Below are 19,241 nucleotides of genomic sequence, written 5' to 3'. Positions count from 1 at the left end.
TGCTTTAGTGCTGCAGGCGGCTTTCCAAAGCCTGAACCAGTCGACCAGCGTGTTCTGCGCTCTGTTCGTTCATCTCCGGGTGCAGGCACCAGAGTGCGATCAGCCTTTCCAGTTCCTGCTCAGGTGAGGTTTGATCGCCACCACCCAGACCTTCGGCCAGACGCTGAACCTGGATTTCCATACGCCGTCCCTGGTCTGAGTCCGGAGTCTCCTGGCCGGCAACGATCTCCGCCCTGATCACCAGGTCTCTACCTGTAAGAGAGGTCGCGCCGTTAACCAGATTCTGCCAGTTTGAAGGAACCTGTTCCGGGGCAAGGGCGCCACTCACACGCTCTTTGATCAGTGTCTTCCAGTTATCGAGTCTGGCTTTCAGCTTTTTGCGCTGCCCCAGCTCTGTCAGATGCTGACGAAGGTCTTGTACTTCGCCCCTAACCGGTCGTGAGAGCGGCATATCGGCTAACGGCTTGAGCTCGGTCTTGGCTTCATTGATCAACGCTTCGTCAGCCTCTGTTCCGAGATCGCGGTACTTGGCAACCACTGCGCGAGCGTCGGCGTCAGCCTTCTCAGTCGCTTGTTGCTGTGCAGACCGCTGGGCATCGCGTCGCTCGAAGATCTGGTCGCAGGCTTGGCGGAACGCCTGCCAGAGCTTGCGATCTTCGCGGTGCCGGGTGATGCCGATACGCTTCCATTCCGATTGCAGGGCTTTGGCCTGATCCATGGCCTCCTGAAGAGGTTCATGGTCAATCAACGCCTGAGCCCGCTCGACAATCGCCTGTTTGGCGGCCTCGTTCTTCTGTCGCTCCTCGTCCAGGGGCCGCTCCAGGTTCTTCAGCAGGTCGTCAAACCGCTTCTGTACCTGCCGGTTATCCCGGAAGTCTACCGGCCAGGCCGCTTTCCATTCCTGACGGGCGGTCTGATGAATCCGTTCGGCACCTTTCCAGTCAATACTGGTCCAGTCTGCCTGCGCGAGGAATCGTTCGAGTTCCTCGCAGATGGCTTCCCGTTTGTGCAGGTTGGCCTGTTTGAGATCGGCTTTTGCCTCGAAGTAGGCTTTGCAGGGCTCATAGGCCTGATCGGACGCTGCTTTGAAACGATTCCAGAGGGTTCGGTCGGACGAGCCACCAAGTTCTCGCCATTCGTTCTGCAGTTCTTTTATTCGCTCTGCCTTGGCCTCCGGCTCCATCGGTTGTTCCGCCAGATATTCCATCTGTTCGCACAGAGAGACCTGTTTGGGCTCGGTGGCGAATCCCTGCCAATCGCTCAGTTCCCGGAACTGGCCGGCAAGTAACTGCATCTTCGCCTGGACGTTCTTGCGGTGACGATCATCAAGCGCCTGAAACTGGTTCTGGGCTGTTTTCAGGAGCTGGCGGGATTCCCGGAACTGCTTTGCTTCCAGCGCGGCTTCCAGTTTGGGCAGGGTGGTATTAAGGGCGGCCACGTTTGCCTGCTGCTGTTCCCGGGTTCCGTCTGACGCAGGCTGTGTGCGTGGCTTACCGGCCAGGGCCCGCAGATCGGCCAGGGCCTGGGGTAGCGGGAATTCCTGAGGCCAGGCCACTTCCTGCAACAGGGCTTTTGCGGCAGCCTGAGCGCTGTCGGTGTCGTTGCTTTCCAGTTCGCTGATTTGCGGCCGCGCCAGGTTCAGGCGCCGCACCGCGCCAAGATAGTTGCGTAGGGCCAGCATGGCTTGCTCGTATTGCTTCTGCTCCTGTTTTTCCACCTGGGTGTCCCGCGTGGCTTCCAGCCATCGGTTTTCCTGGGTTTTCTGCAACGCATCGAGGGCAGATTCCGAGGGAAGTCCAGAGGGCACTGCGGCTTTAAGCTGGTTCAGGGTTTGCTGCAGCAGTTCCAGTGTTTCCTGCCGTTGCTGCTTCTGATCGAGGTGCCGCTGCTCTTCCTGGCGCGTCTCATCCAGTTGCTTCTGGCGTTCACGAATCTGGTGGACCGCTTGCAGGAATTGCTGGGTCTGCTCTGCGCTGGCCTTGTTTTCAACGCTCTGCCAGTGGTCCTGGAGGGCGTTCAACCGGGCTTCGTAGAGTTTGGTGTCTTCGCTTCGGGCCTGGTCCTGTGCCTGGCCAACCAGCTCGGTGATTCGATGCTGGGTGGCCGCTTCGCTGGCTTGCTGTTCCTTCAGAATCTGAAGTGACTGTTTGACAGTCTGGTAAACACTTTTATCGCGGCCTTTTGCCTGTTTCAGCACCGCCTGCAGGTGTTCTTCCTGGTTAAGCTGACTCGCCGCCTGCAGTCGAATGGCGGAAGTCACACCTTCTATGGCCAGCGCTGCGAGTGCCGATGGTTCAGGGCTGGCGCCAAGCTGGCGTTCCTGCTGCTGGCGTAACTGCTGTCGGTTGTCTTCTTCGGTTGGCTGGTTGCTTTGTGGTTTTTCGGATGCCTTCTGGCTTTCGAGTGAGACGGTTTTGCGGTTCTTGAACAATTTCTGAATGAATGCAGCCATAAACGGTATCCTTGGGATTGCAACCAGTTTGCGGTGGCGGCAGAGTATCTCCGCCTTCCGGCCCGATCAGGTGTCTGTTTCGGGTAGTGTGTTTGCGGGGGTGCCCCGGGACGCTAAGTCTATCGTTTTGCAAGTCATCGCGGAAAGGGCCTGTATGGCAAAAGATCAGAAACATGACGATCCGGAATACCAGGCTCGTTCGGTAGCGCTGCGCCTGTTGGCCCGCCGGGAGCACAGCCGGTATGAGCTCGCGATCAAGCTGCGGCAGCGCAAGATTCCACCGGATGTTTTTGATCCGGTGCTCGATGAATATGAGCGTGAGGGCTGGTTGGATGACGACCGGTTCGCGGAGATCTATAGCCGCCAACGCATTGAAGCCGGCTACGGACCACTGCGAATACTGGCCGAGCTGCAGCAGCGTGGTGTGAATCAGGCGCCGGAGTGTCTGTCGTCCGTCGCAGAAGAAGAGTGGTGTCGGAGAGCGGTCCGGGCCCGTGATAAACGGTTCGGGCTGGCGGATGTGCAGGGGGATCTGCCTGAAAAACTCCGCCAGGCCCGGTTTCTGGCCCGGCGAGGGTTTTCATCCTCCCAGTCCGAGCACGCCTTGAGCGCGCGATCGGATGATGTTTGAGTCAGAGTGTTGGTGGTATCAACCGTAATTCCGGAGGCAGGTCTGCGCGCAGATCCGGCTGAGACTCTTTGGCTGGGGCTTCGGGGCCGGCCTCGTTGTCGCCAAGCCAGGCCAGCTGGTCCTCAAGCCCGGATGCCGACGGTGCGTCCGGTTCCGTAATCCGGACCAGGACGTCGTAATACCGCCGGATATTCTGTACGTAGACAACCGGTTCATGCCCGCGTGCGTAACCGAACCGGGTTTTGGTGTACCACTCTTTCTGGGCCAGCAGAGGCAGGAATTCCTTTACATCCATCCACCGATCCGGATCTTTCCCGGCGGATTCCGCCAGGCGTCGGGCATCTTCCAGATGTCCAAAGCCGACGTTGTAGGAAGCAAGCGCGAACCAGGTGCGATCCGGTTCCGGAATTCGGTCCGGGATTCGCCCGTGCACCATCCGGAAATAGCGGGCGCCGCCCTCAATACTTTCCTCGGCATCCAGTCGGTTATTAATACCGATGTAATTGGCGGTGGTGCGGGTGAGCATCATCAGACCGCGAACCCCGGTGGGGGAGACGGCGTTGGGGCGCCAGTGGGATTCCTGGTACCCGATGGCGGCCAGCAGGCGCCAGTCCATACCGGATTCTTGGGCATAATCCTTGAACAGCGACTGATAGCGGGGCAGGCGGTTCTCAACGTGGTGCATGAAGGTGCGGGCGCCAACGTAATTGAGCCGGTCCAGATGACCGTAGAACCGTTCGGCGAGCTGGGCCATGGTCCCGTTGTTGTTCACCCTTTCCATGAAAGCTTCGGCGGCATTCACCAGAGTGTCATCCTGAGCAGCTGGAAATAGCCAGACAAGATCACTGGGTTCGTTCAGTGCGAACGCTTCATAAACCTTTGGGAAGAAGACGTGGTTCAGATCCAGTTCATTGGAGGCCACCGCCGCATAGCCGAATTCCCCGCTTTCCACTCGGGCAAGAAGACCGGCTGCATCCAGGCCGGGATGTTTCTGAATGATAGGGCCAGCCTCATTCGCAGGGTCGGCAATAAGGTGCTCATGGTTGCTGTCGGCCAGCATATGGATGGTTTCGGAAGCCAGATCTTCCAGTGATTCCGGTGCCGGAACTTCCTTGTGGTAGACGATCACCGACTGCGCGGAAACCCCGATGGGCACGGAGCGGTACTGATTGTCAAAGTCCGGACGTTGTGTCAGGCCGGCGAGACCAACGTGAGCGTAATTTCTGGATAGGACAGAGAGGATTTCAGAATTGTCGTCGGCGACCCGAACCCGCAGTTCAACGCCGAGTTCGTTGGCAAACAGTCTGGCCAGTTCGTAATCGTAGCCGGTGTCCTGTTCCCGGTCCTGGTAATAGATAGAAGGCGCAACCCGGGTAATGACGTGCAACACGCCTTCTTCCCGGATTTCCTGCAGCGTGGTGGGCTGCGAGCAGCCGGTGGCAAGGATAACTGCCAACACAATGCTCAACTGCGCACTACTGCTTCGGAAAGTGCTGATAAATCGTGACAAATCCCTGCTCTCCGCTACACGCTCAATGGTCAGGATGGTCCGGGAGGTGCTCCCATGCTCCTGCTTTTTGATGCTTCTTGCTTTCCATGCATAGTTTCAATGATCACTGCTGAGGGCGAAATGGTCAATTGGTCTGGTTAATAACTGTGCAAAAGAATGTCAATTTTACACTGCGGAAAGAGGCCAGCTTCCGCTGTAACCTGAGGTCGGTTTCAAGTATCATTGCGGCCTTTCAGACGTCCCCCGATTCGCGCGATACAGGTTGATATCATGCTTGAACTTCGCGGCGCGCCAGCGCTCTCGCCTTTTCGTTCCCGCAAACTGCATTCCCGTATACAGGAAATGGTGCCGGGTGTAGAACATGTGTATGCCGAGTTCATGCACTTTGTGGATCTTGATGCCGACCTTTCCGATTCGGAACAGGCCATTCTCGATCGGCTGCTCACCTATGGTCCCAGTGTCCAGGTTGAGGAGCCGGATGGAATTCTGTTCCTGGTGGTACCGCGACCGGGCACCTTGTCGCCCTGGTCGAGCAAGGCCACGGATATCGCCCGCAATTGTGGCCTCCGGCAGATCCGCCGAATTGAACGTGGTATTGCCTACTACGTCAAGGCCAGCAAGAAACTGGGTCTGGAACAGCGTGAGCAGATTGCGGCGCTTCTCCATGACCGCATGACGCAGAAAGTATTTCACGAGATGGGCGGTGCGGAACTTCTGTTCAGCCACGAAGAGCCTCGCTCTCTCGGACGGGTGCCGGTGCTTTCGGGTGGCCGGGATGCTCTGGTGGAAGCGAATGGCCGGTTAGGCCTGGCGTTGGCGGACGATGAGATTGACTACCTGGTCAAATCCTTTGTCGGCCTGGAGCGGGATCCGACGGATGTTGAGCTGATGATGTTCGCTCAGGCCAACTCTGAGCACTGCCGCCACAAGATTTTCAACGCGTCCTGGGATATTGATGGGGAAGGCCAGGAAAAGTCCCTGTTCGCGATGATTCGCAATACCTTCGAGATGAATAGCGAGGGCGTGCTGTCGGCCTACAAGGACAACGCCGCGGTGATCGCCGGCAGCGAAGCCGGTCGCTTCTTCCCGAATCCGGACTCGGGTGTCTACGGCTATAACCGGGAGCCGGTGCACATCCTGATGAAAGTGGAGACCCACAACCACCCAACAGCGATTGCCCCTTTCTCTGGCGCGGCCACAGGTTCTGGTGGCGAAATCCGGGATGAAGGCGCGACCGGTCGTGGTTCCAAGCCGAAAGCCGGTCTTACCGGTTTCACCGTGTCCAATCTGAATATTCCCGGTGATGAGCAACCCTGGGAAATTGGCTATGGCAAGCCGGACCGGATTGCCTCTCCGCTGGATATCATGATTGAAGGCCCCATCGGCGGTGCTGCGTTTAACAACGAATTTGGTCGTCCTAACCTGGCCGGTTACTTCCGGACCTTTGAAGAAAAAGTGCCGGGTGCTGCCGGTGAAGAGGTTCGTGGGTATCACAAGCCGATCATGATTGCCGGTGGTCTGGGTAACATTCGCGAGCAGGACGTCGAGAAGGGCAATATTCCGGTCGGCGCCAAACTGATTGTGCTGGGTGGCCCGTCCATGCTGATTGGTCTTGGTGGGGGCGCAGCCTCTTCCATGGACTCCGGTTCCAGTAACGAGAATCTGGATTTTGCCTCGGTACAGCGCGATAACCCTGAAATGGAACGCCGTTGTCAGGAAGTTATCGACCGTTGCTGGCAGATGGGCGAGAAAAACCCGATCTGCTTTATTCACGATGTGGGAGCTGGCGGCTTGTCCAATGCCATGCCGGAGCTGGTCAAGGACGGTGGCCGTGGTGGCAAGTTTGAGCTCCGGGATATTCCCAGTGATGAGCCGGGGATGTCGCCCCTGGAGATCTGGTGTAACGAATCCCAGGAACGTTACGTGATGGCGGTTGCGCCTGAAAACCTGGATCTGTTCGATGCCCTGTGCCGTCGCGAGCGCTGCCCGTATGCCGTGATTGGTGAGGCGACCGAGGAGCATCATCTGGAGCTGGGCGATTCCTACTTCAACGACAAGCCCGTGGATCTGCCGATGGAAGTGCTTTTCGGCAAGCCTCCGCGCATGCATCGCAGTGTCAGCCGTTCCTCCTTTACCAAGCCGATTTTCGATTCCACGAAAATCGATCTTCACGATGCGGTTCGGCGGATTCTGCGTCTGCCGTCGGTTGGCTCCAAGAGTTTCCTGATTACCATTGGCGACCGCACCATTACCGGGCTTGTGGCCCGGGACCAGATGGTGGGCCCGTGGCAGGTACCTGTGAGTGATGTGGCGGTCACCGCAGCATCGTTTGATGTGCGTACCGGTGAAGCTATGGCGATGGGTGAGCGTACGCCGCTTGCAGTGATTGATGCGCCGGCGTCAGGCCGAATGGCCGTAGGCGAAACCATTACCAACCTGGCGGCGGCACCGATTGCGAAGCTGTCTGATATCCGGCTCTCGGCAAACTGGATGGCCGCCGCAGGTCATCCGGGCGAGGATGAGAACCTTTACGAAACCGTTCGTGCGGTGGGTATGGAGTTGTGCCCGGCGCTGGGTATTACCATTCCGGTGGGCAAGGACTCCATGTCCATGAAAACCGCCTGGGAAGAGGACAATGGCGAGCAGAAGAGCGTGACCGCGCCTCTATCTCTGATTGTCAGCGGCTTCGCTCCGGTTACCGACGTTGCCCGCACCCAGACACCTCAGCTGCGCACTGATGCCGGTGAAACGGATCTTATTCTTGTTGACCTGGCCGCTGGCCAGAACCGTCTTGGCGGATCTGCGCTGGCGCAGGTTTATCGTCAGGTGGGTGCTGTGGCGCCGGATCTGGACGATCCCGAGGACATCAAGGCATTTTTCGCGGTTATTCAGGGCCTCAACGACGATGGCAAGTTGCTGGCCTATCATGACCGTTCCGATGGCGGTCTGTTCGTCACCCTTGCGGAAATGAGCTTTGCTGGCAGAACCGGTGTCGATATCAAGCTGGATGGCCTCGCGGAAGACGAATCCCAATTTGCCCGCGAACTCTTCAATGAGGAACTGGGTGCGGTTATCCAGGTGCGCCGTGAAGACACTGATTTCGTTCTCCAGCAATTCTCCGGTGCCGGGCTGGGAGATCACACCAGTGTCATTGGTACTCTGAATGACAAGGATCGGGTTCGGTTGTTGTTTGCCGGAGAGCCGGTTCTGGATGAGGCGCGCACAGATCTGCAGCGCCTCTGGGCAGAAACCAGCTACCGCATTCAGTCTCTTCGCGACAATGCCGACTGTGCCCGGGAAGAATTCGAGAACCTGCTAGATGCCGAGGATCCGGGGCTGAGTGCTGATCTGACCTTTGATCTGAATGAAGACGTCGCGGCACCATTTATCAATACCGGCAAACGGCCGAAAGTGGCGGTGTTGCGGGAGCAGGGCGTAAACGGGCAGGTTGAGATGGCGGCAGCCTTCGACCGAGCAGGCTTTGAAGCGACGGACGTTCACATGAGTGACCTGCTATCCGGTCGCATCAGCCTGGAGAAGTTCCAGAGTCTGGTGGCTTGTGGCGGTTTCTCCTACGGTGATGTGCTGGGTGCTGGTGAAGGCTGGGCCAAGTCCATCCTGTTCAACGACCGGGTGCGTGATCAGTTTGCTGCGTTCTTTAATCGCCAGGATACCCTTGCCCTTGGTGTCTGCAATGGTTGCCAAATGCTATCCAATCTGCACGAGCTGATTCCGGGCAGTGAGGGCTGGCCCCGCTTTGTTCGAAACCAGTCAGAACAGTTCGAAGCGCGCTTGGTGATGGTTGAGGTTACTTCCTCACCATCCGCCTTCCTGGATGGCATGACTGGCTCCCGTATGCCGATCGCGGTTGCCCACGGTGAGGGGAGGGTTGAGTTCGCTTCCGGCACGTCAGCCAAGGCGCTGTCGGATAACGAATTGGTTGCTCTCCGATATGTCGACAACCGTGGCCGGGAAACGACCCGTTACCCCTATAACCCCAACGGTTCAGAGTCTGGTATTACCGGTATTACCACACGGGATGGTCGCGTGACCATCATGATGCCCCATCCAGAGCGGGTGTTCCGGGCCGTTCAGCACTCCTGGCGCCCGGATACCTGGCAAGAAGATGGTCCCTGGTTGCGCATGTTCCGCAACGCCAGAAAGTGGTTTGGTTGATTCGCTGAATCGCAGCTGAAAAGAGAAGTGAAAAGCCAGCCTCCGGTCTCTGTTTCCAAGAGAGTCGAGGCTGGCTTTTTTTATTGTAGATTGGTTAAGCCTGTACCTTTGATGTCAACCCCAAATTCAACCCCTGATGCCCTAAAATAGTCTGTAAATTTGCTGTCTCGGGGCTTGACTAGACAACTTTATGCACATTTCCGGTGCCGCCCTGGCCGTTCTGTGAGCAAACATTGAGAACTAAGTTCAGTTTTTGTGCGAAACCTTTAACTTGTTGATATTAAAGGGAATAAAATCATGGGTGAAAATGTCGGCAATTTAAGAGAAGTCCAGTATTCATGGGGCTTGGGGGGCGATTCCCAAAAACTTTCCCCAGAGTTATCCACAGAATCTGTGAGTAAGTTTGAATTCTCTAATGCTGGGTGATATTTGATCAGTCAGGGAGGTGTCCGTGTATAAGTTTTGCTACTTCGTACCCGAGAGTCATCTGGAACAAACCAAGCAGGCACTGTTCAATGTTGGTGCCGGAAAAATCGGAGAATACGACAGTTGTGCCTGGCAATGTGAAGGCCAGGGGCAGTTCCGGCCGCTGGCGGGAAGCGATCCGTTTCTGGGGCAACAGGGGCAATTAGAAACGGTGCGGGAATATAAAGTGGAGTTAGTGTGCGACGACAGCCTCATAAGAGATGCGCTAGCCGCACTGAAGCAAGCACATCCTTATGAAGAGCCCGCTTATGAGGTTTTTCGGCTGGTTGATCTTTGACGGCGGGTCAGGCCTTTTTCCCCATGGGGTGGCGGATATCACTGACGTGAACGCCAAACCGCTCTGTCTCCATATCGATAAGAAAGAGCTCAAGGGTTTTGCGTACGGTTGGAAATGATATCTCGTCCCATGGAATCTCGCCGGGGGAGAAAAGGCGGGACTCAAGGGATTCCTCTCCGGCGCCGAATTGCCCGTCTTTAAGGCTGGCGCGATAGAACATGTGAACCTGGTTGATATGCGGCACATCGATGATGGAATAAAGGCCTTCGATGGTGACGTCGGCAAGGGCCTCTTCCAGCGTTTCCCTCGCTGCAGCCTCAATCGTTGTCTCAGCATTTTCCATGAAACCGGCGGGAAGGGTCCAATAGCCGTAACGGGGCTCGATCGCGCGCCGGCATAAAAGTATCTGGCCTTCCCAGACCGGAACCGTACCCGCCACAATCCTCGGGTTCTGGTAATGTATGGTCTCGCAGCTGACACATACGTAGCGGTGCCTGTTGTCACCCTCCGGAATGCGTTGTTCGACCGGATGGCCGCATGTGCTGCAATACTTCATTAGTTTCCCCGTATACTGAGTATCTGTTGATGATCAGTTTAACGATCCCGGCTGTCTGTGTCTCATGCAAAATCGGGATGCCACTGGAGTAGCGAGTGCGAGACCTATTAACTGAAAAATTATCCAATTATGCCCCGCGACAGTTGGCACTGGATTATCCGGAAGCCGGTATTCTGGTGCCGGTAACGGATGATGAAAACAATCCGGAAATGATTTTTACCCTGAGGTCTGCCAACCTGAAAACCCACCGTGGCCAGGTGTCTTATCCGGGCGGCAAGCGGGATCCCGAGGATTCGTCGCTTGCGGCCACTGCGTTGAGAGAGACCCATGAAGAAATCGGGTTGCCTCCCGACCAGGTGGACGTCATCGCACCATTAAGCCAGGTAATGTCGCGCTACGGCATTCTTGTAACACCCTACGTAGGGGTTGTTCCAGGCGATCATCCGGTGGTGCCCAATCCCTATGAAATAGAAAGCGTGTTCCGGGTACCGCTTTCCTTCTTTCTGGAGGACAGGAGGGAACGCACCGATGCCCTCAGTTTTCTGAACCACACCTTTTATGTGCCCTGTTACCGCTGGGAGCGTTACCAGATCTGGGGGCTCTCCGCGGTTGTTCTGGTCGACTTTATGAACGCCGTGTACGATGCCGGAATCGATCTGCTCGAACCCCCTCAAGGAGGCTGATATGTTTTACGAGCTCGAAGACAAGCGCCCCCAGGTAGTTGGCGATGGTCAATTTGTTGCTGCAAACGCCGTTATCACTGGCAATGTCCGCTTGCTGGAGAAAAGTAGCGTCTGGTTTAACGTGGTTATTCGCGGCGACAACGAGTGCATCACGGTTGGTCCTGAATCCAACGTTCAGGATGGATCGGTGCTTCACACCGATCCGGGGCTGCCTTTGACCATCGGCCGGGGTGTTACTGTCGGGCATAAGGTGATGCTGCACGGCTGTGATATCGGCGATTATTCACTGATTGGCATAAACGCAGTGGTGCTTAATGGGGCAAAGATCGGCAAGCATTGCCTGATTGGTGCCAATACGCTGATTCCTGAAGGTATGGAAATACCGGATGGTTCGATGGTTGTGGGTTCTCCCGGCAAGATCAAGCGTGAATTGAACGACAATCAGAAGAAAATGTTGGAAATGAGCGCGGCGCATTATGTTCAGAATGCCACGCGTTACCTGGAGAAACTTAAAGTCTGTGATCCGGAGCAGAAATGAACAGGGCCGATCGGGTGCGCTCACCCTGCGTAAGCGTGTGCGCTTTAGACGAGAACGATGTTTGCATCGGGTGCCATCGTACCAGTGACGAGATTCTTCACTGGACTCGAATGACAGACGATGAACGCCGAGAAGTTTTGAAACTGGTGGCAATACGTGAACAAAAGGTAGCTCTATAAGATGACCGATAACACCAAGACCAGCGTCAGATTGGGTACACCTCTTAAAAGCAACGCATTCCGGGTGCTTTTTTGCGGTTCCGGGGAGTTGGGCAAGGAAGTTGTGATTGAACTGCAGCGCTTCGGCGTTGAAGTGATCGCCATTGATCGATATGCCGATGCACCGGCAATGCAAGTGGCCCACCGTTCCCATGTGGTCGACATGCTGGACCCTGTGGCTTTGCGGAGCGTTATCGAGAAGGAGCGCCCGAACCTGATTGTTCCGGAGATAGAAGCTATTGCTACCCCGGAGTTGGTCAAGCTCGAGCAGGAAGGTTATCGGGTGATACCCAGTGCGCGGGCGGTCAACCTGACGATGAATCGTGAGGGTATTCGTCGGTTGGCTGCGGAAGAGCTCGGGTTGCCAACGTCACCTTATCGGTTTGCGGGTACGCGGGAAGAATATTTGCAGGCGGTTGCGGAAGTCGGGCTTCCCTTGGTGGTAAAACCAGTGATGAGTTCGTCTGGCAAGGGGCAAAGCACAGTAAAGACCGAAGCCGATATTGAAAGAGCCTGGGAGTACGCACAAACCGGAGGCCGGGCAGGAAAGGGCAGGGTAATCGTCGAAGGCTTTGTCGATTTTGACTATGAGATTACTTTGCTGACTGTGAGGCATAAAGAGGGGGTAACCTTCTGCGAGCCCATTGGCCACAGACAGGAAGATGGTGATTATCGCGAATCCTGGCAGCCGCAGCCGATGAATGACCTGGCATTACAGCGTTCAAAAGAGATCGCCCGTGCTGTGGTGGAAGATCTCGGCGGTTACGGCATCTATGGTGTTGAACTGTTTGTGAAGGGTGAGAATGTCTGGTTCTCGGAGGTCTCACCTCGCCCCCATGACACGGGACTGGTCACACTTGTATCCCAGGACCTGTCCGAGTTTGCTATCCACGCCCGGGCCATACTGGGTGTTCCCGTTCCTGTTGTTCGACAGAATGGTCCCAGTGCGTCGGCGGTCATTCTGCCGGAGGGAACCTCCACAGAAGTTTCCTATACCGGCCTGGAAGAAGCCCTGGCACAACCGGGAACCCAGCTACGCCTGTTCGGAAAACCGGAATTACAAGGCAAGAGGCGAATGGGGGTAGCGCTGGCGTTGGGTAGCTCCTTAGAGGATGCCCGGGAGAAAGCCCGCACTGCAGCAAGCTCTATAAAGGTCGAATTCTGAAAGCCTGATCTCTGAATCCATGGTGAGGGGTGAAAATCCGGGTGATTTTTAGTCGTTCTGGTTGTATTCTGAACAGCTCGATAGGTGGAAACCGAAGCCCGGTAAAAAAATTGAAAATGGGCGTTGACAGTTTTCCTGAGGGCTGTAGAATGCGCACCACTTCTGAGGGACACGGCAGACAACGCCGGTTCACGAGGGATGCAACTACTTGAAAGTGTTCGAAAATTTGCTTCAAAAATTCTTCGAAAAAAGTGGTTGACAGGGCAGCGGAACGATGTAGAATACGCGGCCTTGATTGAGCAACAGCTCAAACGCTCTTTAAAAAGTTAACCAAGTAATTCGTGTGGGCGCTGGCCGAGGTATTTCGGACACGAAATATCAGGACAGTGACTCGTCGAAATTGAGTTTTGTCTTGAGCAAGAATTAAGAACTTTCGGGTTCTTGTATGATTTAAACTGAAGAGTTTGATCATGGCTCAGATTGAACGCTGGCGGCAGGCTTAACACATGCAAGTCGAGCGGTAACAGGGGAAGCTTGCTTCCCGCTGACGAGCGGCGGACGGGTGAGTAATGCTTAGGAATCTGCCCAGTAGTGGGGGATAGCCCGGGGAAACCCGGATTAATACCGCATACGTCCTACGGGAGAAAGCAGGGGATCTTCGGACCTTGCGCTATTGGATGAGCCTAAGTCGGATTAGCTAGTTGGTGGGGTAAAGGCCTACCAAGGCGACGATCCGTAGCTGGTCTGAGAGGATGATCAGCCACATCGGGACTGAGACACGGCCCGAACTCCTACGGGAGGCAGCAGTGGGGAATATTGGACAATGGGGGCAACCCTGATCCAGCCATGCCGCGTGTGTGAAGAAGGCTTTCGGGTTGTAAAGCACTTTCAGTAGGGAGGAAAACCTTATGGTTAATACCCATGAGGCTTGACGTTACCTACAGAAGAAGCACCGGCTAACTCCGTGCCAGCAGCCGCGGTAATACGGAGGGTGCAAGCGTTAATCGGAATTACTGGGCGTAAAGCGCGCGTAGGTGGTTTGGTAAGCGAGATGTGAAAGCCCCGGGCTTAACCTGGGAACGGCATTTCGAACTGTCAGACTAGAGTGTGGTAGAGGGTAGTGGAATTTCCTGTGTAGCGGTGAAATGCGTAGATATAGGAAGGAACACCAGTGGCGAAGGCGGCTACCTGGACCAACACTGACACTGAGGTGCGAAAGCGTGGGGAGCAAACAGGATTAGATACCCTGGTAGTCCACGCCGTAAACGATGTCAACTAGCCGTTGGGACTCTTGAAGTCTTAGTGGCGCAGCTAACGCACTAAGTTGACCGCCTGGGGAGTACGGCCGCAAGGTTAAAACTCAAATGAATTGACGGGGGCCCGCACAAGCGGTGGAGCATGTGGTTTAATTCGACGCAACGCGAAGAACCTTACCTGGCCTTGACATCCAGAGAGCTTTCCAGAGATGGATTGGTGCCTTCGGGAACTCTGAGACAGGTGCTGCATGGCCGTCGTCAGCTCGTGTCGTGAGATGTTGGGTTAAGTCCCGTAACGAGCGCAACCCCTATCCCTGGTTGCTAGCAGGTAATGCTGAGAACTCCAGGGAGACTGCCGGTGACAAACCGGAGGAAGGTGGGGATGACGTCAGGTCATCATGGCCCTTACGGCCAGGGCTACACACGTGCTACAATGGCGCGTACAGAGGGCTGCCAACTCGCGAGAGTGAGCCAATCCCTTAAAACGCGTCGTAGTCCGGATCGGAGTCTGCAACTCGACTCCGTGAAGTCGGAATCGCTAGTAATCGCGAATCAGAATGTCGCGGTGAATACGTTCCCGGGCCTTGTACACACCGCCCGTCACACCATGGGAGTGGATTGCACCAGAAGTAGTTAGTCTAACCTTCGGGAGGACGATTACCACGGTGTGGTTCATGACTGGGGTGAAGTCGTAACAAGGTAGCCGTAGGGGAACCTGCGGCTGGATCACCTCCTTAAACGAAGCCGAATGCTTCGGTCAGAGTCCACACGAATTACTTGGTTGGCTAATAAAGAGAGCAGATGGGTCGTTGCAGGCCCGTGTTTTGGGTCTGTAGCTCAGGTGGTTAGAGCGCACCCCTGATAAGGGTGAGGTCGGTGGTTCAAGTCCACCCAGACCCACCAGAATTGTTCAGCTCGTCGTTGTCGAAGTACTTGCATAGCAGGCTATGCGGCGCACTTCGACGCCTAGATCTGATCAATTCTTGTAGATAGCTTCTTGGGGCTATAGCTCAGCTGGGAGAGCGCCTGCCTTGCACGCAGGAGGTCGGCAGTTCGATCCTGCCTAGCTCCACCAAACTTTACTGACTAACTTCGGTTAGCAGTGTACAGAAACGAATGTTTCATATCGATGAAGCCTTCCTTTCTGATCACTGGGTCAGATTTGCTCTTTAACAAATTGGACGAGATAGAACACGAATATTTTTCTCTCATTATCTCCGAGAGAAAATGTTCAAAGTGATAGCGATTTCAAGCGTTATCCGGTGTTGTCGTTGAAGTGGTTGTTCTATTGCTTCAAGTGACTGTCTCGAAGATGCCTCGGAATCAGGCTTGCCTGGTGATGGGTGTGACTTCGCGATCAGTTGTCTTGGGGTTATATAGTCAAGCAACTAAGCGCATACGGTGGATGCCTTGGCAGTCAGAGGCGATGAAAGACGTGGAAGCCTGCGATAAGGTTCGGGGAGCTGGCAAACGAGCTGTGATCCGGACATCTCTGAATGGGGAAACCCACCAACCTTCGGGTTGGTATCTTACACTGAATCCATAGGTGTAAGAGGCGAACCAGGGGAACTGAAACATCTAAGTACCCTGAGGAAAAGAAATCAACCGAGATTCCCTAAGTAGCGGCGAGCGAACGGGGACCAGCCCTTAAGCTGAACAACTGGTAGGAGAAGGCTCTGGAAAGTGCCGCCATAGTGGGTGATAGCCCCGTATCCGAAACCTGAGTTCAGTGAAATCGAGTAGGTCGGCGCACGAGAAACGTTGACTGAACATGGGGGGACCATCCTCCAAGGCTAAATACTCCTGACTGACCGATAGTGAACCAGTACCGTGAGGGAAAGGCGAAAAGAACCCCTGTGAGGGGAGTGAAATAGACCCTGAAACCGTATGCGTACAAGCAGTCGGAGCAGACTTGTTCTGTGACGGCGTACCTTTTGTATAATGGGTCAGCGACTTATGTTCAGTGGCGAGGTTAACCGTTTAGGGGAGCCGTAGGGAAACCGAGTCTGAATAGGGCGAATTAGTCGCTGGGCATAGACCCGAAACCGGGCGATCTATCCATGAGCAGGTTGAAGGTGCCGTAACAGGCACTGGAGGACCGAACCCACTGTCGTTGAAAAGCCAGGGGATGACTTGTGGATCGGAGTGAAAGGCTAATCAAGCCCGGAGATAGCTGGTTCTCCCCGAAAGCTATTTAGGTAGCGCCTCGGACGAATACCACAGGGGGTAGAGCACTGTTTGGGCTAGGGGGTCATCTCGACTTACCAACCCCATGCAAACTCCGAATACCTGTGAGTACTATCCGGGAGACACACGGCGGGTGCTAACGTCCGTCGTGAAGAGGGAAACAACCCAGACCGCCAGCTAAGGTCCCCAAGTACCAGTTAAGTGGGAAACGATGTGGGAAGGCTCAGACAGCTAGGAGGTTGGCTTAGAAGCAGCCACCCTTTAAAGAAAGCGTAATAGCTCACTAGTCGAGTCGGCCTGCGCGGAAGATGTAACGGGGCTCAAACTGGTCACCGAAGCTGCGGCTGCATACATTGTATGCGGGGTAGGGGAGCGTTCTGTAAGCCTGCGAAGGTGTGTTGAGAAGCATGCTGGAGGTATCAGAAGTGCGAATGCTGACATGAGTAACGACAATGCGGGTGAAAAACCCGCACGCCGGAAGACCAAGGGTTCCTGCGCAACGCTAATCGGCGCAGGGTGAGTCGGCCCCTAAGGCGAGACCGAAAGGTGTAGTCGATGGGAAACGGGTTAATATTCCCGTACCTTGGATAGCTGCGATGGAGAGACGGAGAAGGCTAGGTGAGCCGGGCGACGGTTGCCCCGGTTTAAGCATGTAGGGAGTGGACTTAGGCAAATCCGGGTCCACAATCCCGAGACGCGACGACGAGTGCCCAAGGGCGCGAAGTCATTGATGCCCTGCTTCCAGGAAAATCTTCTAAGCTTCAGGCTATTCGAGACCGTACCCCAAACCGACACAGGTGGTCAGGTAGAGAATACCAAGGCGCTTGAGAGAACTCGGGTAAAGGAACTAGGCAAAATGGTGCCGTAACTTCGGGAGAAGGCACGCCGGTGTGTACGTGAAGCCCCTGCGGGTGGAGCGGAAGCCGGTCGAAGATACCAGGCCCCTGCGACTGTTTATTAAAAACACAGCACTCTGCAAACACGAAAGTGGACGTATAGGGTGTGACGCCTGCCCGGTGCCGGAAGGTTAATTGATGGGGTTAGCATTCGTGCGAAGCTCTTGATCGAAGCCCCGGTAAACGGCGGCCGTAACTATAACGGTCCTAAGGTAGCGAAATTCCTTGTCGGGTAAGTTCCGACCTGCACGAATGGCGTAACGATGGGGGCGCTGTCTCTACCCGAGACTCAGTGAAATTGAAATCGCCGTGAAGATGCGGTGTATCCGCGGCTAGACGGAAAGACCCCGTGAACCTTTACTATAGCTTCACAGTGAACTTTGAGCATGCTTGTGTAGGATAGCTGGGAGGCTTTGAAACCGGGACGCCAGTTCCGGTGGAGCCAACCTTGAAATACCAGCCTGGCATGTTTGAGGTTCTAACTCTGGCCCCTTATCGGGGTTGAGGACACTGTGTGGTGGGTAGTTTGACTGGGGCGGTCTCCTCCCAAAGCGTAACGGAGGAGCACAAAGGTGGGCTAAGCACGGTCGGACATCGTGCGGTTAGTGTAATGGCACAAGCCCGCTTGACTGCGAGACAGACACGTCGAGCAGGTACGAAAGTAGGTCATAGTGATCCGGTGGTTCTGTATGGAAGGGCCATCGCTCAACGGATAAAAGGTACTCCGGGGATAACAGGCTGATACCGCCCAAGAGTTCACATCGACGGCGGTGTTTGGCACCTCGATGTCGGCTCATCACATCCTGGGGCTGAAGCCGGTCCCAAGGGTATGGCTGTTCGCCATTTAAAGTGGTACGCGAGCTGGGTTTAGAACGTCGTGAGACAGTTCGGTCCCTATCTGCCGTGGACGTTGGAGATTTGAGGAAAGCTGCTCCTAGTACGAGAGGACCGGAGTGGACGAACCTCTGGTGTTCGGGTTGTCACGCCAGTGGCATTGCCCGGTAGCTATGTTCGGACAGGATAACCGCTGAAAGCATCTAAGCGGGAAGCCCCTTCCAAGATGAGATCTCCCCGAGGCCTCGAGCCTCCTGAAGAGCCGTTCAAGACCAGGACGTTGATAGGTCGGGTGTGTAAGCGCTGCGAGGCGTTGAGCTAACCGATACTAATTGCTCGTGCGGCTTGACTATATAACACCCAAGACAATTGCGGATGACGCAACGAAATCAACATCACTCAGTTCCATCTCGTCCCCCAGTGATCAACCGTTTTGCCTGACGACCATAGCGGTCTGGAACCACCTGATCCCATCCCGAACTCAGAAGTGAAACAGACCTGCGCCGATGGTAGTGTGGCGTTGCCCATGTGAGAGTAGGTCATCGTCAGGCTCCTAAATAAACAAGCCCCAGCATCCTTGATGCTGGGGCTTTTTTATTTCTGCCTTTATGGTCACTATCGACCGATTAATTCAATAACGCCGCCAACAATGCTATGCAGCAAACTGAATTGTTCATCGGTGCGCGCAATATACTCGTCCAGAACCCCTCCCTGCCATGTCACAAGCCAAACCAGTGCCACCAGACCCGCAATGGATAAGCCGCCCAGCCAGCGCATTTGCCGTCGTTGCTGGTCTAACTTCTGAACCTGTTGTAGCTGACATTCGGTAAAGGCAGCGCGCAATTCACGGATTTCTTCCTCGAGCTCTTCATAGGCAATTTCCAGTGTGGACAGGCGCCCGGTCATGCCCCGGGAGTTCTGTTCCGTTGCTTCCAACCCGTGATGTCCTCCTTCCTCAACGGCCAGGCGGATGGCTTCACTTTGTTCCTGATCAGGCACGTTAGACAGAATGATATCCAGAGTTCGCATCAGCTGGTCCCGGTCAACCTGCTTGCGAATGACACCGGCAGCACCGAGGGCTCTGGCTTCCTGTAGGTAACGTTCTGCGTTCTGGGAGGTATACATGAATACCGGGATGTCCCGCGTCTCCGGCTGCTGCTTGAGTCTCTCCAGTGCCTGAAAGCCATTCATACCCGGGAGGAGATGATCAAGGAAGATAAGGTCGAAATGTTCCTGCTGAAGCAGGGGAAAGGCCTGCTCTGCAGTGGCAACCCCTTTGGTAGAGATATCCGCCCGTTCAAGCAGCCGGGACAACAGAATACGGGCCGTTGACGAGTCTTCGATGATCAGTGCGTGCCCTCGCGGCATGAGAGAGC

Annotated in this window: 11 protein-coding genes, 2 tRNA genes and 3 rRNA genes; 12 read left to right on the top strand and 4 right to left on the bottom strand. The window is 55.3% G+C overall.

The features are described from left to right. Positions 1 to 4: 4 nt before the first annotated feature. Positions 5 to 2,452, bottom strand: coding sequence for a DUF349 domain-containing protein (locus OZ656_RS12900; protein ID WP_011785946.1), 2,448 nt, complete (start codon positions 2,450 to 2,452; stop codon positions 5 to 7). A gap of 154 nt (positions 2,453 to 2,606) precedes the next feature. On the opposite strand from OZ656_RS12900, the gene OZ656_RS12895 reads away from it, so the two are divergent. Next, positions 2,607 to 3,083 (top strand): regulatory protein RecX, encoded by a 477-nt coding sequence (locus OZ656_RS12895; RefSeq protein ID WP_041656412.1) that lies wholly within the window; start codon positions 2,607 to 2,609, stop codon positions 3,081 to 3,083. A gap of 1 nt (position 3,084) precedes the next feature. Here OZ656_RS12895 and mltF read toward each other — a convergent pair whose 3' ends face one another. Beyond that, a complete protein-coding gene (gene mltF / locus OZ656_RS12890) occupies positions 3,085 to 4,593 on the bottom strand; it encodes a membrane-bound lytic murein transglycosylase MltF (protein ID WP_011785944.1) in 1,509 nt (502 codons plus the stop codon). Positions 4,594 to 4,863: 270 nt separating this feature from the next. On the opposite strand from mltF, the gene purL reads away from it, so the two are divergent. After that, complete coding sequence (gene purL / locus OZ656_RS12885) at positions 4,864 to 8,769, top strand: phosphoribosylformylglycinamidine synthase (protein ID WP_379944556.1); 3,906 nt, start codon at positions 4,864 to 4,866, stop codon at positions 8,767 to 8,769. 451 nt (positions 8,770 to 9,220) lie between these two features. Further along, entirely contained in the window at positions 9,221 to 9,532 is a 312-nt protein-coding gene (locus OZ656_RS12880) for a YqfO family protein (RefSeq protein WP_199452010.1), read from the top strand. Positions 9,533 to 9,539: 7 nt separating this feature from the next. Here the strand turns inward: OZ656_RS12880 and OZ656_RS12875 are convergent, their stop codons facing one another. Further along, a complete protein-coding gene (locus OZ656_RS12875) occupies positions 9,540 to 10,088 on the bottom strand; it encodes an NUDIX hydrolase (protein WP_011785941.1) in 549 nt (182 codons plus the stop codon). Between the two features lie 95 nt (positions 10,089 to 10,183). On the opposite strand from OZ656_RS12875, the gene OZ656_RS12870 reads away from it, so the two are divergent. The 9 genes from OZ656_RS12870 to rrf all read left to right on the top strand — a co-directional run bounded on the left by OZ656_RS12870 (position 10,184) and on the right by rrf (position 18,416). Continuing rightward, positions 10,184 to 10,771, top strand: a complete 588-nt coding sequence (locus OZ656_RS12870) for a CoA pyrophosphatase (protein ID WP_022992909.1) — start codon at positions 10,184 to 10,186, stop codon at positions 10,769 to 10,771. Position 10,772: 1 nt separating this feature from the next. Further along, positions 10,773 to 11,309, top strand: coding sequence for a gamma carbonic anhydrase family protein (locus tag OZ656_RS12865; protein ID WP_199452011.1), 537 nt, complete (start codon positions 10,773 to 10,775; stop codon positions 11,307 to 11,309). Then, positions 11,306 to 11,488, top strand: coding sequence for a DUF1289 domain-containing protein (locus tag OZ656_RS12860; RefSeq protein WP_011785938.1), 183 nt, complete (start codon positions 11,306 to 11,308; stop codon positions 11,486 to 11,488). Before OZ656_RS12865 ends, OZ656_RS12860 begins: the two co-directional genes overlap by 4 nt. A 1-nt stretch (position 11,489) precedes the next feature. Beyond that, positions 11,490 to 12,692 (top strand): formate-dependent phosphoribosylglycinamide formyltransferase, encoded by a 1,203-nt coding sequence (gene purT, locus OZ656_RS12855; protein WP_199452012.1) that lies wholly within the window; start codon positions 11,490 to 11,492, stop codon positions 12,690 to 12,692. Between the two features lie 452 nt (positions 12,693 to 13,144). Then, positions 13,145 to 14,685: ribosomal RNA gene (locus OZ656_RS12850) — 16S ribosomal RNA — on the top strand. Between the two features lie 89 nt (positions 14,686 to 14,774). After that, a tRNA-Ile gene (locus tag OZ656_RS12845) sits at positions 14,775 to 14,851 on the top strand. Between the two features lie 96 nt (positions 14,852 to 14,947). Further along, positions 14,948 to 15,023: transfer RNA gene (locus OZ656_RS12840), tRNA-Ala, on the top strand. A 303-nt stretch (positions 15,024 to 15,326) separates the two neighbouring features. Then, positions 15,327 to 18,218: ribosomal RNA gene (locus OZ656_RS12835) — 23S ribosomal RNA — on the top strand. Between the two features lie 83 nt (positions 18,219 to 18,301). Next, positions 18,302 to 18,416: ribosomal RNA gene (gene rrf, locus OZ656_RS12830) — 5S ribosomal RNA — on the top strand. Together the 16S, 23S and 5S rRNA genes with 2 tRNA genes alongside form the textbook arrangement of a ribosomal RNA operon. A 64-nt stretch (positions 18,417 to 18,480) precedes the next feature. Here rrf and OZ656_RS12825 read toward each other — a convergent pair. Beyond that, positions 18,481 to 19,233, bottom strand: a complete 753-nt coding sequence (locus OZ656_RS12825) for a PleD family two-component system response regulator (protein WP_114435090.1) — start codon at positions 19,231 to 19,233, stop codon at positions 18,481 to 18,483. Positions 19,234 to 19,241 lie beyond the last annotated feature (8 nt).

The sequence above is a fragment of the Marinobacter sp. LM1 genome (assembly GCF_042763285.1).
In the GTDB taxonomy this organism is placed as follows: Bacteria; Pseudomonadota; Gammaproteobacteria; order Pseudomonadales; family Oleiphilaceae; genus Marinobacter; species Marinobacter nauticus.
This window is presented reverse-complemented; position numbering and strand designations above follow the sequence as displayed.